The sequence below is a fragment of the Mycobacteroides chelonae genome (genome assembly GCF_016767715.1).
GTDB lineage: Bacteria > Actinomycetota > Actinomycetes > Mycobacteriales > Mycobacteriaceae > Mycobacterium > Mycobacterium gwanakae.
Genome location: NZ_CP050145.1, coordinates 2,575,660 through 2,591,763, shown reverse-complemented (window position 1 = coordinate 2,591,763; position 16,104 = coordinate 2,575,660). Strand labels below are relative to the sequence as shown.

General features: G+C 61.7%; 17 protein-coding genes and 1 pseudogene. 11 read left to right on the top strand and 7 right to left on the bottom strand.

Translation table 11 applies throughout. The features are described from left to right. Window positions 1-23: 23 nt before the first annotated feature. Entirely contained in the window at window positions 24-338 is a 315-nt protein-coding gene (locus HBA99_RS12740) for a hypothetical protein (protein WP_070952499.1), read from the bottom strand. 345 nt (window positions 339-683) lie between these two features. Here HBA99_RS12740 and HBA99_RS12735 point away from each other — a divergent pair, with 345 nt between their 5' ends. Then, complete coding sequence (locus tag HBA99_RS12735; protein WP_046255780.1) at window positions 684-890, top strand: cold-shock protein; 207 nt, start codon at window positions 684-686, stop codon at window positions 888-890. A 167-nt stretch (window positions 891-1,057) separates the two neighbouring features. Here HBA99_RS12735 and HBA99_RS12730 read toward each other — a convergent pair whose 3' ends face one another. Continuing rightward, entirely contained in the window at window positions 1,058-1,249 is a 192-nt protein-coding gene (locus tag HBA99_RS12730) for a hypothetical protein (RefSeq protein ID WP_046255779.1), read from the bottom strand. Window positions 1,250-1,606: 357 nt separating this feature from the next. On the opposite strand from HBA99_RS12730, the gene HBA99_RS12725 reads away from it, so the two are divergent. Next, window positions 1,607-2,137 carry an FKBP-type peptidyl-prolyl cis-trans isomerase gene (locus tag HBA99_RS12725; RefSeq protein ID WP_078284713.1) on the top strand — a complete coding sequence of 177 codons (531 nt, stop codon included), beginning with the start codon at window positions 1,607-1,609 and terminating at the stop codon, window positions 2,135-2,137. 1 nt (window position 2,138) lies between these two features. Here the strand turns inward: HBA99_RS12725 and HBA99_RS12720 are convergent, their stop codons facing one another. Continuing rightward, window positions 2,139-3,023, bottom strand: coding sequence for a hypothetical protein (locus HBA99_RS12720; RefSeq protein ID WP_070952498.1), 885 nt, complete (start codon window positions 3,021-3,023; stop codon window positions 2,139-2,141). 44 nt (window positions 3,024-3,067) lie between these two features. Beyond that, window positions 3,068-3,427, bottom strand: coding sequence for an Rv2640c family ArsR-like transcriptional regulator (locus tag HBA99_RS12715; protein ID WP_070952497.1), 360 nt, complete (start codon window positions 3,425-3,427; stop codon window positions 3,068-3,070). Between the two features lie 101 nt (window positions 3,428-3,528). On the opposite strand from HBA99_RS12715, the gene HBA99_RS12710 reads away from it, so the two are divergent. The 3 genes and pseudogenes from HBA99_RS12710 to HBA99_RS12700 all read left to right on the top strand — a co-directional run. Beyond that, the gene (locus HBA99_RS12710; RefSeq protein WP_070930840.1) at window positions 3,529-3,960 is read left to right on the top strand and encodes an ArsI/CadI family heavy metal resistance metalloenzyme; all 432 of its coding nucleotides are present in this window, start codon (window positions 3,529-3,531) and stop codon (window positions 3,958-3,960) included. A 20-nt stretch (window positions 3,961-3,980) separates the two neighbouring features. Further along, window positions 3,981-5,042, top strand: a complete 1,062-nt coding sequence (arsB, locus tag HBA99_RS12705; protein WP_070930841.1) for an ACR3 family arsenite efflux transporter — start codon at window positions 3,981-3,983, stop codon at window positions 5,040-5,042. 5 nt (window positions 5,043-5,047) lie between these two features. Continuing rightward, a pseudogene (locus HBA99_RS12700) lies at window positions 5,048-5,449 on the top strand (arsenate reductase ArsC); the annotation flags it as partial. Here the strand turns inward: HBA99_RS12700 and HBA99_RS12695 are convergent. Then, window positions 5,446-5,805: a DUF5994 family protein gene (locus tag HBA99_RS12695; RefSeq protein WP_070924387.1), complete on the bottom strand. Its 360-nt coding sequence runs from the start codon at window positions 5,803-5,805 to the stop codon at window positions 5,446-5,448. The pseudogene HBA99_RS12700 and the gene HBA99_RS12695 overlap by 4 nt on opposite strands. Before the next feature lie 442 nt (window positions 5,806-6,247). On the opposite strand from HBA99_RS12695, the gene HBA99_RS12690 reads away from it, so the two are divergent. Beyond that, entirely contained in the window at window positions 6,248-7,231 is a 984-nt protein-coding gene (locus HBA99_RS12690; protein ID WP_070924201.1) for an acyl-ACP desaturase, read from the top strand. Between the two features lie 73 nt (window positions 7,232-7,304). Here the strand turns inward: HBA99_RS12690 and HBA99_RS12685 are convergent, their stop codons facing one another. Then, window positions 7,305-11,393, bottom strand: a complete 4,089-nt coding sequence (locus HBA99_RS12685; RefSeq protein WP_081347746.1) for a bifunctional nitrate reductase/sulfite reductase flavoprotein subunit alpha — start codon at window positions 11,391-11,393, stop codon at window positions 7,305-7,307. A 187-nt stretch (window positions 11,394-11,580) separates the two neighbouring features. Here HBA99_RS12685 and HBA99_RS12680 point away from each other — a divergent pair, with 187 nt between their 5' ends. The 5 genes from HBA99_RS12680 to HBA99_RS12660 all read left to right on the top strand — a co-directional run bounded on the left by HBA99_RS12680 (window position 11,581) and on the right by HBA99_RS12660 (window position 15,756). Further along, complete coding sequence (locus HBA99_RS12680; RefSeq protein ID WP_046253697.1) at window positions 11,581-11,976, top strand: PPOX class F420-dependent oxidoreductase; 396 nt, start codon at window positions 11,581-11,583, stop codon at window positions 11,974-11,976. 529 nt (window positions 11,977-12,505) lie between these two features. Beyond that, window positions 12,506-13,558 carry an acyltransferase family protein gene (locus HBA99_RS12675; RefSeq protein ID WP_057966358.1) on the top strand — a complete coding sequence of 351 codons (1,053 nt, stop codon included), beginning with the start codon at window positions 12,506-12,508 and terminating at the stop codon, window positions 13,556-13,558. A gap of 104 nt (window positions 13,559-13,662) precedes the next feature. Then, window positions 13,663-14,652 (top strand): phospholipase D-like domain-containing protein, encoded by a 990-nt coding sequence (locus HBA99_RS12670; RefSeq protein WP_070952621.1) that lies wholly within the window; start codon window positions 13,663-13,665, stop codon window positions 14,650-14,652. Next, window positions 14,645-15,214, top strand: a complete 570-nt coding sequence (locus HBA99_RS12665) for a chromate transporter (protein WP_070952496.1) — start codon at window positions 14,645-14,647, stop codon at window positions 15,212-15,214. The genes HBA99_RS12670 and HBA99_RS12665 overlap by 8 nt, the downstream gene beginning before the upstream one ends. Beyond that, on the top strand, window positions 15,211-15,756 hold the full coding sequence (locus HBA99_RS12660; RefSeq protein ID WP_070930934.1) for a chromate transporter: 546 nt from the start codon (window positions 15,211-15,213) through the stop codon (window positions 15,754-15,756). The genes HBA99_RS12665 and HBA99_RS12660 overlap by 4 nt, the downstream gene beginning before the upstream one ends. 7 nt (window positions 15,757-15,763) lie before the next feature. Here HBA99_RS12660 and HBA99_RS12655 read toward each other — a convergent pair whose 3' ends face one another. Further along, window positions 15,764-15,982, bottom strand: a complete 219-nt coding sequence (locus HBA99_RS12655) for a hypothetical protein (RefSeq protein WP_030097832.1) — start codon at window positions 15,980-15,982, stop codon at window positions 15,764-15,766. Between the last annotated feature and the right edge of the window lie 122 nt (window positions 15,983-16,104).

Here is a 16,104-nt window from a genome sequence, read left to right as displayed (position 1 = left end):
GCCCAACTGAGACCGTCGCGACATCACTGGATGGGCCAGGCAGTGGGCCGGTAGTAACTGATCCGGGGCACGTCGCGGGTGTCGCTGTAGAAGAAGGGCTGAGTGCCGGGGGCCGGTACGGCCTCGGTATAGCAGTCGATCCGGATCTCCCCTGAGATCCAGTCGATCTCGTCTGCCGTGTCTTCAAGAACGGGGACTACCCAGTCGGCAAGCGTGCCGGTCACGAGGGACTTGTTCGGCACCTGATGGAGCGGACCGGAGTGGAGCGGCTTCCAGCCAGGGTTCCGGTCTTCGCTGTACATCACCTGGTACCAATACGACTGCCAGTAGCGGCTCATCGGCGTCGCTTCTTCCGGTTCAGTTTAAGTCTCGGCGATCAGCGTAGCGTCGAGCTCCGTTCGGCACCTGATGGAGCGAAGGATCGCTCCACTCCCCAATGTTCCGAATCCGGTTGCTGATTCATATGCTGCTGCGCCGAACTACTGTCAGCCATTGGTTATCGGGCTCGACCTCTGGTAAGGTCAAAACGGTTGATTTTCTTAGTGACACGCTCGCGAAGATTTTCCGCGGCGGACACATACCCAATCTCCGTGACTTTTGCCAGTTGCTTTGATTTCGCGTACCTCCGCAAGACCCAGGGTCGAATGTCGGCCCCGCAATTAGACACTCAGGAGAGTAATCGCATGGCTCAAGGCATCGTGAAATGGTTTAACGCCGAAAAGGGATTCGGATTCATCACCCCGGACAACGGCAACAAGGACCTGTTCGTTCACTTCTCGGCCATCATCGACAAGGGCGGATACCGCAGCCTCAACGAGAACGATCGCGTCAGCTTCGAAGAAGAAGCCGGCGATCGCGGCCCTCAGGCTGTCTCAGTGCAGACCGTCTAAAGTTCCTACAGCGCGAGAAAAATGCGCCCGGCTGGCCGTCCAGATACCCTGGCCGGCCAGCCTTTCTACTTGCTGCCCAGGCTATCTCACCTGCCGACTCAACGCTCGTGCGGCGCTCGATGAGATTGTCCCCTTGCGACGGCATCTTCGACCGCCCGCGAGAAGCCTCACGTGAAGGTGCGGCGCCCAAGCTCGGTGAAATCGACCTCGACCTCGTCGCCGTCCCGCTCGACCTCGCAGTAACCCGTACTACGCAGCTCGTGCAACGCCTCCCAAGGCGGCTCTTCGTCAGGCAGATGCCAGCCGATCGCCGTGGGCCACTCACGATCGTGATGGTGATCAACGAGCTGGTCAACCACAGAGGCGGCCTCAGCGCTGAGCTGAACGGGCTCGCGGTCTTCGCTTCGCCTCCGTGAGAACCATTTCATGGCAGCAGTTTACGAGTCGCTTCGGCTAACGCGATACGCCCTTGGCGGATAGCGCCGTCGAGCGGTAGCTCCAATCTGAAAATTACTCGCGGGCCGACGGAGGAACGCACGATTGAGCGAGTTCGCCGGGCCGTGCTGATCCCCGGACAGTGCCACTTCCCCCACCGCGTGAACGCCATTGACTTGGCACTCGCAGGCGGTCGCCGCGCAGCTGTTAGCGTGGCGACCGTGAACTCCTTGCGCGTGTACCCGTCCGTCGCACTTGCCGCCTGCGCCGCCTCATTCGTTGTGACGCTGGCCGCGTGCGGCTCCGACACGGAGGCCAAGTCAGCACCCGCCGACCCGCCCGCCGCCACCACCGGGTGCCCCACGGCGGCGCCACAGAACTCCGGCACACCTGAATGGACGCTGTCGGGAAGCACCGGGAACGTCGCCGTCTCCGGCTCCACGGACACCGCGGCGCCGAGTGTCAACGTGACCGCGCCATTCAGCGTGGCCGAGACCCAGGTGCACACGCTCCAGGCTGGATCCGGACCGATCGTCGGAGATCTGGCCACGGTTTCGGTCTGCTACATGGGCGTTAACGGGCGCGACGGCTCCGTGTTCGATAGCGCCTATACGCGTGGCACGCCTGCCCAATTCCCGCTTAATGGGGTGGTACCGGGATTCAAGAAGGCCATCGCGGGGCAACATGTCGGGTCGACCGTCGCCGTCGCGATGGTCCCCGCTGACGGCTATCCCTCCGGGCAGCCCAGCGCCGGTATCCGGCCGGGAGACACACTCGTCTTCGCGATCAAGATTCTCAACGCATCAAACTGACTTAGCGCGCCGGATCCGGTGCCGTCGACTGCGTGTTCTCGACGGCACCGAACGCGGCCACACTCACCGCCGAGACGACCGCAACCACGAACGCCACGGCCACAAGCCAGCCCAATCCCGGGCGCGCGCCGTCGCCCAACAGCAGTACACCGGTAACACCGGGTACGACCGTCTCCCCCACAACCAATGCCGCGGCCGCGCCGTTCACCGAACCCACTTGCAGCGCAACGGTAAACAGGTAGAAGCCGCCCACCCCCGCGAGAATCACCGCGTAGGCGACGGGATCGGACAACAGGACCTTCACCCGTAGCGGATCGAGCCCGTCAAGCACTCTGACCGCAACAGACATTGCGCCATAAAGAATCCCGGCCAACAACCCCGCAGGAATCGCGGCGCGTGAGCCCAAGACACGAATGAGGCCCAGGCCGGTGAGCAGCACTGCCACCGATGCGATCAACACACCCCAGTGAACCGATGGCGTCGCGAAATCCTCGCCACGAGGACCGGCAGTCAACGCCAGCACACATAGCGACAGCAATACGGCCGAGATGGCCAGCCAGTCCCGTCGTTGTAACCGCACACCGAGTACTGCGATACCGAGCACCGCGGTGACCGCCAGGTTCGCACTCATGATCGTCTGGGAGAGAAACAGTGGAATCAACCGCGCCGACACCAGGGTGCCCGCGAATCCGACGAGATCGAGAACCATCCCGGCGATGAATGCCGGCGTCAGCATCGCGGCGATTGTGGAGCTTAGCGACGGTGCACCATTACCGGAGCGCCCGTGAACATTCGTCGCGGATTGGCGGGCACCGTATCCCTGGAGGACGGACGCGGTTCCGTACCCCAGGCATGCCAGCACGGCCGCCGCGATACCGATCAGCATGAACGAGCGCTGTCACTGCGGGCTGTCGTCGACATCGGTCGATTCTATTGGCAGCAGCCGGGATCCAGGACCGTGCACAACGCGGTCAGCGCATCCGGAACCGGCCGGTGATAGACGTTCATTCCGCGGCGGTCCGATTCCACCAACCCGGCTTTTCGCAACTGATTCATGTGGTGACTGACGGTTGACTCGGTGAGTCTGAGGATGCCCGCGAGGTCACCGCTGATGATCTCTCGCATGGGCGCGCCAAAGAGCTGGGACATGATCTTGACCCGCACCGGGTCCGCGAGCGCCTTGAGCCGCAGCGCGACTTCCAGGGCCTGTTCGTCGCTCATCGGACCGGCCGCCACAGGTTGGCAGCACACGGGAGCGGTGGTATCTACCACGGGAAGAGCCTTGGGCATGCTTCCAGCATCCCGAATGCTTTGACATATGTCAAAGACATGGCACACTGGGCGCATCCGATAAGTTCGATAAATATCTCATTAGTTCCGGAGGTGAACCGGTGTCCCGCGTACAGCTGGCTCTCAATGTCGACGACCTCGATGCGTCAATCGACTTCTATTCAAAGCTTTTTGGCGTACAACCGGCCAAACGTAAGCCCGGATATGCCAACTTTGCGATCGATTCCCCACCGCTGAAGCTGGTGTTGTTGGAGAACCCGGGCCACGGCGGCACGATCAACCATCTCGGGGTACAGGTCGAATCCAGCGAGCAGGTCCACGCCGAGATCGGCCGATTGACCGATGCAGGCATGTTCACCGAAGAAGAGATCGGCACCACGTGTTGTTTCGCAACACAAGACAAGGTGTGGGTCACCGCACCTGATCGGGAAAAGTGGGAAATCTACGCAATTTTGGCGGATTCGGACACATTCGGCACCAGTCCCGAACTCCTCCCCGAAGGCGACGGCTGCACATGCGGGCGTCCTGAGTGAGTACGCCACAGAGATTATCGATGTTGGACCGGTTTCTGCCGGCATGGATCGGACTCGCGATGGCAGCCGGACTGCTGCTGGGTCGCTGGATCCCTGGGCTGAACAGTGTGCTGGAAAGAGTTCAGGTCGAAGGGATCTCGCTGCCGATCGCCGTTGGGCTACTCATCATGATGTACCCGGTATTGGCCAAGGTGCGCTATGACCGCCTCGGTGCCGTCACCGCTGACCGCAAGCTGCTGATCGGCTCGCTGGTCTTGAACTGGGCACTCGGCCCGGCGTTGATGTTCGCGCTGGCCTGGCTGCTGTTACCAGATCTGCCCGAGTATCGCACCGGGCTTATCGTCGTCGGACTGGCACGGTGCATCGCCATGGTGATCATCTGGAACGACCTTGCGTGCGGCGATCGGGATGCGGCGGCCGTCCTTGTCGCCCTGAATTCGATGTTTCAGGTGCTCATGTTCGCGGTCCTGGGTTGGTTCTATCTATCCGTCCTGCCCGGTTGGCTGCATCTGCCGCAAACCGTCATCGCCACGTCGCCGTGGCAGATCGCCAAATCTGTACTCCTGTTCCTGGGGATCCCGCTCGCGGCTGGATATCTCTCCCGCCGTATCGGCGAACAGGTCAAGGGGCGCACGTGGTATGAAACACGATTCCTGCCGATCATCGGCCCCTGGGCACTGTGGGGACTGTTGTTCACCATCGTGATCTTGTTCGCGCTCCAAGGCGATCAGATCTCTTCTCGGCCTTGGGATGTTGCACGTATCGCGGTGCCTTTACTCGCCTACTTCGCGATCATGTGGGGTGGCGGATACCTCCTCGGCGCTGCCCTCAGGCTGGGCTACCCACGCACCACCACGCTCGCATTCACCGCCGCCGGCAACAACTTCGAACTGGCCATCGCTGTCGCGATCGCCACCTGGGGCGCCACCTCCGGCCAAGCCCTAGCCGGTGTCGTCGGCCCGCTGATCGAGGTACCCGTGCTGGTCGCCCTCGTATACGTGTCCTTGGCACTGCGGCGCCGCATTACACGTGCCCCTCAACCGGATTCGATCGACACTGCAGGCCAGAAGGTGACCCAATGACCCAAGACAAGCCCACTGTGCTCTTTCTGTGCACGCACAACGCGGGCCGCTCTCAGATGGCACTTGGGTTCTTCACGCATCTAGCCGGCGACCGGGCGGTTGCCTGGTCGGGCGGCTCAGAGCCCGGAAAGGAAATCAACCCCGCCGCAGTCGCAGTCATGGCCGAACTCGGCATCGATATCACCGGCGAGTACCCGAAACCGTGGACCGAAGAGATCGTGCGAGGAGCCGACGTCGTCGTCACCATGGGCTGCGGTGACACCTGCCCGTACTTCCCCGGGAAACGTTACGAAAACTGGGAGCTGCCCGACCCTGCCGGCCAGCCCCTCGAAGCGGTGCGCCCCATCCGGGACGACATCGAACAACGCGTCCGCCATCTGCTCGCCGAGCTCAACGCCGACCGCTAGGCGGCCATAATGATCCGGAGCGCCGCGGAGACTTCCTCCTCCTTCGGAGAATCAAGTAGAGGCATCTGCGCCGCCAGACGCATGATCAACCGCGCCAGACTCCTGTTCGTACGAGCCGGCACCATAAGAATCCGCACCGTCCGATGCTCACCTCGAAGCGTGACCACCCAATGGAACGGACGATTGGTGAGCGACGGAGGCATAGCCGCCGACCTCATGCTCGACCGAGGCGACCCCGCCTTCCAGTTCAGCGACACCTCGCTGACCCCGCCGATGTGCCCGGACAGCTCTTCCACCAAAGGGGAGAGTTCCCGCGCGATGAATCCGTCGTCTTGCGGCCACCACGCTCCGTTCATCCTGCCGGTCTTGCGTGGGCCTAGCGTGAAGCGAATGGGAGGGCCGGGGTACTCAGCCTGTGTCATGCGTACTTCCTTGTTGCTCAGTGGGACTCAAACAAACGGAATCCGTATGAGCCAAACCAGTCGGCGCTCGGACATGCCACGGCGATAGTTACGTCACGGACACTACTCGCCTTTTCATGGACTCGGAGGAGGTGACTTGTAAATATCTGGTGCTCAACGACTTTCGATCCAACGGGATGGCAATCGATCGCCATCGTCGGCGAATACGCGCCATGGTCGGCCGCACGCGGAGGGACGGTCACGGAATGCTCTCAATTAGACGAGTAATCGCTGTACATGCCTGCGAGGCATCCAGGCATGCTAGATTTCTGTAACTGCTGGATACGGGTACTGCTAGTTGCGGTTTCTGTCTGGCCCCCACTACGAGGAAGTATTCATGCAGAAGGCCTTCACCGACCTGGAGCTGCTCCATGAGCTTGAGCCTGTGGTCGAGGAGAATGTCCATCGCCACCTCGGCGTCACCAAGGACTGGAACCCGCATGACTATGTCCCCTGGTCTGAGGGCAAGAACTACAAGGCTCTAGGTGGTCAGGACTGGGATCCTGAGCAGTCCAAGCTCTCCGAGCTGGCCAAGATCGCCATGATCACGAACCTGCTGACCGAGGACAACCTGCCCTCGTATCACCGCGAGATCGCCATGAACTTCACCATGGATGGGCCGTGGGGCACCTGGGTGAACCGCTGGACCGCCGAGGAAAACCGGCACGGTATCGCCATCCGCGACTACCTGGTGGTGACCCGTTCGGTGGACCCGTTCGAACTCGAGAAGCTGCGCATTGCGCAGATGACCAGCGGGTTCTCCCCCGGCCAGAACCGCCAGAACATACCGTTCTCCGAGAGCCTGTTCGACTCGGTGGTGTACGTGACGTTCCAGGAGCTGGCCACCCGCGTCTCGCACCGCAACACCGGTAAGGCCTGCGCCGAGCCCATCGCCGATGAGCTGCTCAAGCGCATCTCCACCGACGAGAACCTGCACATGATCTTCTACCGCAACATGGTGACAGCCGGCCTGGAAATCGCCCCGAACCAAGCAGTCAAGGCTGTCCACAAGGTGCTCGACAACTTCACGATGCCCGGCTACACAATTCCGGGATTCCGCCGCAACGCGGTCACCATCGCCACCGGCGGCGTCTACGACCCGCAGTCACACCTCGACGAGGTCGTGCTGCCGGTGCTGCGCAAGTGGCGCATCTTCGATCGTGACGACATCAACGGCGAGGCCGAGTGGTACCGCGAGGACCTGGCCCGCATCGTCAGTGACCTCAAGAAGACCTCCGAGGACTTCGAGGAAGTCAAGGCCAAGTACCTGGAGCGCCAGGCCAAACGCGCCGAACGCCAAGCCGCCAAAGTGCTGGTGTAGACGGGCGGATTACGCGTTACAGCTCGGGCGGTTTCACGTACGTCAACGGTGGCACCTTTGTGTCAAGTCGGGTCTAGTAGACGTCTCGCAAATACCGCTTACTGGCGACCAGTTCGCGCTTGTAATCGTGGGCACCCTCGGCCGAGAGCCTGCCATGTTTTTCAATGATTGATGTCAGTGCGGTGTCGACGTCTTTGGCCATCCGGGATGCGTCGCCGCACACATAGAGGTGGGCGCCGTCTTGCAGCCATGCCCAGAGCTCGGCGCCGTTGTCCACCATCTTGTGCTGCACGTAGACCCTGTCCTTCTGGTCGCGAGAGAAGGCGACGTCAAGCTTGGACAGAAAGCCGTCATCGGCCATGGTGGACAGATCGTCTCGATAGTAAAAGTGTTGGGCCGCATGCTGGTCGCCGAAGAAGAGCCAGTTACGGCCGGTGTGGCCGAGCGCGCGGCGCTCGTGCAGGAATCCGCGAAACGGTGCGATCCCGGTTCCCGGGCCAATCATGATCATCGGAGTCCGCGACTCCTCCGGGGGCCGGAAATGCGGGGACTTCTGCAGAAACACGGGAACTGGTGTGTCATCGGCGCGGTCGGCAAGGAACGTCGAGCACACACCCCCTCGTTCGGCGCCGCCAGTCCCCCGGTACCGGACCACGGAGACCGTCAACTGAACCTCATGCGGGCTGACCAGAGGGCTGGACGAAATCGAATAGCAGCGGGGGGTCAACCGCACCAATACGTCCTGCCACTGCTCGGCGGAGGCGCGTACCGGAAATTCTTGCACGGCGTCCACGCCGCTGCGGCCAATCACCCATGATGCAAGGTTCTTTCGTGCTTCATGGAGATCCTTGACCGCTGCCGTGTTGGTGGTGTTGTCGGCGAGGAAGCTCAGCAGATTCGGGGTTATCCGCACGATGTCGTAGGAGTATGTCAGCGCATCGCGCAGGGTCTGTTCTACACCGTCGACCTCGACGATTTCGTCGGCACGCAGCCCTGTGCCGGAGAGCCACGCGTCGACGGCGCCGTCGCAGTTGGTCGGGCAGACCCCGAGTGCGTCGCCAACACTGTAGGCGACGCCATGCTCGGAGATGTCGAACCCGAAATGTCGCACCTCTTTTGAGGAGGAACGCGGTGTCAGCACGGTGTTACGGGTCAAACGGGCCGCGACGGGACTGTTGCGGGTGAACGGTTCGGGGGCGCCAGTGCTCGACGGTCGAGGGCTCGCGGCGGGGACCGCCGCCGGGGTGACCGGCCCCTCCTGGGTCGTGATCATATCCGTCACCTGACGTGCCCATTGCGTTAGAGGCTCGTCATCGTAGATCTCGCAGTCCATCCGGTCCATCAGACGGACCGCGCCCAGACTTGCCAGGCGGTCGTCGATGGATTTGGCGTGCCCGCAGAAGTTCTCGTAAGCACGATCACCAATTCCCAAGACCGCGAAGCGGATCCCAGACAACTGCGCATCCGATGCATGCAGGCGGTCCCAGAAGTCGGCGCCGTTATCAGGAGGGCCGCCGTCTCCGAACGTGCTCGTGACGACCAGGACGTCGGTGGCCGCGGCGAGATCAGCCATCCCACAGTCGTCCATGTTCACGATCCGCGGCGGCGCACCCGTGGAACTAAGCTGCGCGGCAAGGTTGGTGGCATAGTCCTCGGCGTTGCCCGTCTGGGATGCCCACAGCACCAACGGCATGGGCCGTGCGGCAGGTAGCGGTGCGGCGAGCGGGCCAGGCGCCGAGTCGCCGGTACGGGAGTACATTCCCGCCAACGCTCCGTCGACCCAGAGCCGGACCAGATCACTAACGGGCGCCCCCGCGGGCAAGACGGGAACTCCCTCTCCTCCCCGCTCCAGAGTGGTGAAAAACCCAGCCAGGTAGACCTGTTCGCTCTCGACCAGATTGGGCACGGACTGCGGTGCCAGGTCGAGCGCTTCTGCGACGGGGTGCATGGATGTTGCCTCCGGTCGATCGGGTTGCTGGACGACCGCGATGGGCCGCATCCTGACCGCACACACTTTCAGCTCAGGCTGCAGCGAGTCGGGGTCCACGGCATCGCTCGTCAGTGCGTTGATAGCGAGGTACTCGCCATGCTCGTCGTTCCAATGGAAAGGTACGAAGCAATTGCCTGGCCGCACACGGTCGGTGATGAGGGCGGGCAGCACAGCGCGCCCGCGCCGCGAGTGCAATTCGACCGGTTGTCCGTCAGCGATGCCCAGTTCGGCGGCGTCCTCGGGATGGACTTCGACGAAGGGGTCACTGTTGAGCTTATTGAGCTTGGCCACCTGCCCCGTCTTGGTCATGGTGTGCCATTGATGTTGCAGGCGGCCCGTATTCAAGATGAACGGATAGTCGTCATCGGGCAGCTCGCGCGCATCCATGTGCGGGCGTGGGTGAAAGACCGCACGGCGCGACGGGGTCGCGAACGCCAACCGCGGTTGATGTCCGGCAGCGTCGACAAAAAGACTCTGGCTGACACCGTCGTTCAGGTAGCGAATCGGGTGCCGATCGTTCGCATCGTCTGGGGGGCACGGCCATTGCAATGGAGTCTCGCGCAGGCGCTCGTAGCTGGCACCGCGAAGGTCGTAGCCCGTCTTTGGATTCCAGAACCGGCGAATCTCATCGAACACTTCCTCACTGGACGCATAGCTGAACTGCTCTCCGAATCCCATGGCCGTGGCGACTTGGCAGATCAACTGCCAATCGGGTCGGGATTCACCCATCGGGCCGATCGACTGCTGGAGCAAGGTGAGGTTGCGTTCCGAATTGATCATCACCGCGTCGGCTTCTGCCCACAAGGTGGCGGGCAGGACGATATCCGCGTAGCGGTTTGTGGCCGTGGCCGCATAGGTGTCCTGGGTAATGACCAGTTCCGCGGTCTCCAGCCCGGTGATCGTGGTGCCCCGATTTGCCACTGTTGCAACAGGATTAGTGCAGATGATCCAGCACGCCTTGATATTTCCTGCCGCCATGCTGTCGAACATCGCGATGGTTCCCGGGCCCACCTCGGTTCGGATGGTCTGCGGCGCCAGGCTCCACTGCTGTTCCACGAACGCTCGGTCGTCGGCGCTGACCACGGATCGCTGGCCGGGCAGGCCCGGACCCATGTAGCCCATCTCCCGCCCACCCATGGCGTTCGGTTGACCGGTCAGCGACATGGGGCCACTTCCCGGACGGCAAATCGCGCCGGTCGCGAGATGAAGATTGCAGATCGCGTTGGTGTTCCAGGTGCCGTGCGTGCTCTGGTTCAAACCCATGGTCCAGCACGTCATCCACTCGCCGGCCTGCCCGATCATGGCGGCGGCAGCACGGATATCGGCTTCGGGGATACCGGTGATCTCGGCTACCACCCCGGGCGGATAGTCGGCCAGGAACTCGGGCATTGCCGCCCAGCCCTCGGTGTGTTCGGCGATGAACTCCTCATCGATATCGCCGGACTTCACCAGAAGATGAAGCAATCCATTGAGAAGCGCCAGATCAGTACCGGGGTTGATCTGCAGGAACAAGTCGGCTTTGTCGGCGGTCGCGGTGCGCCGCGGGTCCACGACGATCAATTTCGCGCCGGCCTTCAACCGGTCGGCCATCCGAAGAAACAGAATAGGGTGGCAATCAGCCATGTTTGCGCCGATGACGAAAAACACATCAGCGCTGTCGAAGTCGGTGTACGAACCCGGTGGGCCGTCCGCTCCGAGCGACTGTTTGTACCCGGTGCCGGCGCTCGCCATGCAAAGTCGTGAATTGGACTCGATGTGCACGGTACGGATGAATCCCTTGGCCAGCTTGTTGGCCAGGTACTGTGCTTCGATCGACATCTGACCTGATACGTACAGCGCGATCGCATCGGGCCCGTGCTCGTCGAGTATCGAACGCAGCCGCTGACCAGCTTCGGTCACTGCGACATCCACCGGCGTCTCGACAAGCTCCGCACCACGGGAGGGCCGGACCAGCGCGGTCTTCAGACGACCGTCGACCGCCTCCATCAACTCGGCATGGGTAGCCCCCTTGGTGCACAGGCGGCCGAAATTGGTCGGGTGAAGCTTGTCGCCCGACACCCGTGCGATAACCGGGCCCCCAGGACCGGGCTTCGTCTGGACCTCGATACCGCAGCCCACACCGCAGTACGAGCACGCGGTACGCGTCGTACCCATCTCCCCTGGAGTGGCCATGTCACCACAGTGACCCGGATGTGTTTCCCCATCGTTTCCGTGGACATTATGGAAAAGAAAAACCCACCTCACAGTGCGGCCAACGCTCCTGTAAGCCTCGGCCGACCGCTCGGGACCGGACGCGCCCAGTGCGATCGGGCGCCGTCTACGACAGAATCGGGTGGACTGGCCGATGAGAGGACAACGAATGACGGATTGGGATGTGGTCGGCCGGGCGAACTATGTGTCGTTGACGAGCTACCGCAAAGACGGTGCGGCGGTATCCACGCCGGTCTGGATTGCTCCCGCCGATGGCAAGCTCTACTTCTTCTCGGAGGTCGCGGCGTACAAGATCAGACGTATTCGGCGCAACCCAGCGGTGACGTTGCAGCCCTGCGGTATTCGAGGGCAGCTCATCCCCGATGCACCGGTGGTGGCGGGCATCGCGCGCGTCCTGGACTTCGATGACACTCGCAGGGTCCGCAAGATCGTCAATCAGAAGTACTGGCTGTTGGGGCCGTTGAGTGAATTTGGAGTCTGGATTACCCGTCGTCAGCAGGCATCGGTGGCCATCGAGATCTCCCCGGGCCCCGAGGCCCCGTAGCTGAGCTACGCGTTTATCTGAGCTCCGGTTTCTACTCGAGTGGCAGAAGAGCCGTATCCAAAATCCATCTGTCCGCAGCGTACGGATAAGCAATGCAAAGCAGCTTCGCCGAGCAAATCTGTTTCAGGAATAGTTATTGCCACGGGACCCGCACGGAATCACATTCGGTCGCCGCGACGCATCCCTATGCGTCTCAGCCCCTCCGGATACTGCTTTGCAATAGCTCGACAGCAATGAATCAATGCGTACCGCGAGATTCTTGCCGCTTGCCCTCACCGTGGTGAGCCCAAACAGACATATCCGCTGCTATCGGCCATTGTGCACCGCCGCGGACGCAAGCAGGTAAAGCGTGATGGGGAACCAATGGAATTCGCTCGTTCGATCTCAGAGAAGCCGGAACAATTCGCAAACAACTTGAGCACTTGCGGTCTGAAGATTCGTCCCGCGAGGTAAGCCGGGTGCCACCCGGGATTGTGCAGTATGTTCATTCGCAAAAGTAAACACACAGCATCGGCGCCTCGGGGAATTTATGAAGCTTGAGCAGGTATTTGATCGACAACACAATGCGCTGACGCTGTGGCGTCTCATTCTCGCGATCGGCGTGGTCTTCTACCATTCCTGGCCCCTTACCGGCCGCGAGATTGCCTACGAGCCGATCGTGCGGCTGCTCAGTAATATTTTTGCCGACGGATTCTTTGCCATCTCAGGTTTCCTCATCACTGCCGCATGGATGCGTCGCCCGTACCTGAAGGAGTATTGGGCCTCACGCGTTTTGCGTATTTTCCCCGCGCTATGGGTGTGTCTGCTCGTAATCGCCTTCGTGATCGCTCCGATCACGGCCAAGGTCCAGAACACGCCGATTTCGTTGTCGGCAGAGCTCGGATACGTCATCAACAACGCGCTGCTCAACGTGGCGTACATCGGCATCGACGGCACTCCCGCCGATGTGCCGTTTCCGGGGGTCTGGAACGGATCTATCTGGACCCTTTTCTTCGTTCTGCTCTGTGACGTAATGGTCTCCGTCCTTGGCTTCCTGGGACTTCTGAAGCGCCGTTGGGTTATTCCCACTCTGTTCGTCTTGGCGACAGTCTGGGCGGCTTACGTCTCCTACACCCCGCCGATGTTCAGCTGGCCACAGATGTTGGCCCGGTTCTTCGTCGTTTTCCTCGCAGGCGCGATGTTCTACCAGTACCAGGACCGGATACCGGCCCGCTGGTCCTTGGTCGTGCTCAGCGCCGCCATTGTCATGGCGTCCGGATTTACCCAGAACTATCGAGTCATCGGTGCCCTACCCCTGGCGTACGCCATCATCGTTTCGGGTGCGCTGATCCGTAGAGCTCGGCTGCGCAACGATCTTTCGTATGGCGTGTACATCTACGCATTCCCTATCCAACAGATGCTTGCCAGCTTCTGGCTTGTCCGCTTGAACCCTGTTGTGTTCTTCGTCATCGCCACAGCGGCCACCTTGCCGGTAGCCGCATCGAGTTGGTTCGTGGTGGAAAAGCGGGCCACCGAGCTCAAAACCCGGATCTTCCGCAGGTCCCCCACACCGGCCGCGGCGCAACGGCCGGTGACGCCGTAACGGCGCCACCAGTTGCATTGGGGTTCAATGAGGTTGCCAGCCGGATCGAAGTGTTCATGTGAATGGCAGACCACTGCGCGATCTTGGTGCTAGCTTCTGCTCTTGTGTTCCCCTTCGCGCCTCGCCTCATCGTCGAGCCGGACGACGGCCTGGAACCGGTTCGTCAGTTCATTGAGAGCGCAGAAACATCGCTTCTCATCAAACAATTCACCTTCACCGAGGAAGGCTTGATCGACGCCGTCATCGCGCGGCGTCAGGCGGGTGTCGACATTCGAGTGATGCTCAACCCGCAGCGATCCGGGGGCGATCGCGCCAACGACGACACCTTCGGCAGGCTCACCACGGCCGGGGTGAACGTCGCCTGGTCTAGTCCGAAATTCTATGTGACGCACGAGAAATCGATAGTCGTCGATGGCAAGGCCGCACTGGTGGCCACCTTCAACCTATGCGAGAAATACTTCACACGGACACGCGACTACGGCGTCATCACGGTCGTGCCCAGTCATGTCAAACAGATCGTCGAAGTGTTCGAGGCCGACTGGGAACACCGCGACTGGGTACCGTCACTCTTCGACGGCCTGCTGTGGAGCAATGCGAACTCCCGGTATCACATGGCGGAATTCATCGACGCGGCTGAGCAGCGGCTCGACATTCAACATCCGAAGTACGTCGATGCTGTCATCTTGGACCGTGTTGCCGCGGCAGTGGACCGGGGTGTCAGGGTGCGCGTGCTGTGTGGGGGCAGGCACGGCATCAGTGAATGGGACATTCTGGACACGTTCGCATCGCTGCGGACATTGCGTCGCATCGGAGTGAAGGTGCACAAGCAGAAGAACCTGAGGGTGCACGCCAAATTACTCATCATCGACAACACCCGGGCACTGGTGGGCTCGATGAACATCGATCGCAGCGCCTTCGACCTGCGTCGTGAACTTGGGATCACCATCACCGACCCACCCGTGGTTGCCCGGCTAAAAGACGTCTTCGACACCGACTGGAATCTCTCCCATCAGTACGACCCGCCGGATCCGCTGGATTCACGTCAACACTATGAAGACGACTTCCCACACGATCCGGAACTCATGCATGAGTAGCGGTGACAACGATCCCCCGTTGCCACGGGTGTCCATCTTTCGCTTGGCGTGGACGTTCAACCACATAGCGCTGGCCTCGTTCGGAGGTGGTTTGTCGGCGTGGTCGCGCGAGGTGCTCGTCGTCGAGAGGAAGTGGCTGGGCGAGGAAGAATTCCTGTCCGCGATGACGATGTGCCGAATCCTGCCGGGCGCCAACCAGATCAACATGGCCGTATTCGTTGGCACCAAGATGCGCGGTGCACTGGGCGCCATCGCGGCCGTCGTCGGGCTCTGCCTGATACCGCTGGTTCTGGTGTTAACGGTGTCGTACTTCTATTTTCGCTTCAAAGAGGTACCCGCCGTCAAGGGCGTACTGCATGGCGCTTCCGCCGCCGCCGTAGCGCTCACCCTGGCGATGGTGATCAAGACCGGACAGAAGTGCCTCACCAGCCTGATCCCGGTGCTCCTGTTCGCCGCCAGCTTCGCGCTCAACGGACTGATGCGCTGGCCCCTGCTGGCGACACTCGCACTCCTTGCCCCGCTGGCCCTCTTCTGGGCGTGGCCCAGGAAGGCGGCCGCGTGAACACCTACTGGCAGCTGGTGGTGTTGTTCGGATCGCTGTCACTGATGTCCATCGGCGGCGGTAATGCGGTGCTGCCGGAGATGCACCTGCGCTCAGTGCGCGACGAACACTGGCTGACCAATTCGCAATTCGCCGACATCTTTTCGATCTCCCAGACCACACCGGGCCCTAGCATTCTGATCGTGGCGATGGTCGGGTATGCCGCGGGCCTTCCTGTCGGTGGCATCGCGGGAGGCATCCTCGGCGGAGTCATCGCGACGGTCGCCATGGTGTTTCCCGCCGCCTCCCTGGTGTATGCGGTAACGCGATTCTGGCAGCGGGCACAGAAGTCGAAATGGCGCACCGCCGTTGAGAGTGGCTTGGCGCCGCTGACAGTCGGGCTCATCCTGGCGACCTCCCTGGTGATGAGCCGAGCCGCGGATCACGACTGGCGTGCCTACACGGTCACCGGAATCTGCACCCTGATCTTCGTCTTTACGAAGACAAATCCGTTGATCGTGGTCGCCGCGGCCGGAGTGCTCGGCTATCTAGGTCTTGTCTAGTACCAGATCAGCGCCAACCGAAGCCGGGTCCACCAAACCCGACCCCGAATCCGTCGTCGCCCGGCCACATCCACGGCGTCGTGAGCTCATCGTCATCGGTGCTTTGGGTGCAGGCGGCGTCAGGGCCCAGACCTCCCGAGAACTGACACTCGGGCTCACCCCGAGCCGGCGTGGCAAGAATCAGCATCGCCGCCAATGCTGCTGTGGCACATGCGCTGTAACGCATTTCCATCCCCCTCCTTCGTCGCAATAACGTGCGGGGTTGGCATGAGATTAGCACCGCAATCGCGGCGCGGTAGGCCATCGAGTGAGGTATTCGAGTGCCCTGATCTGCGACGCTACCTCCGC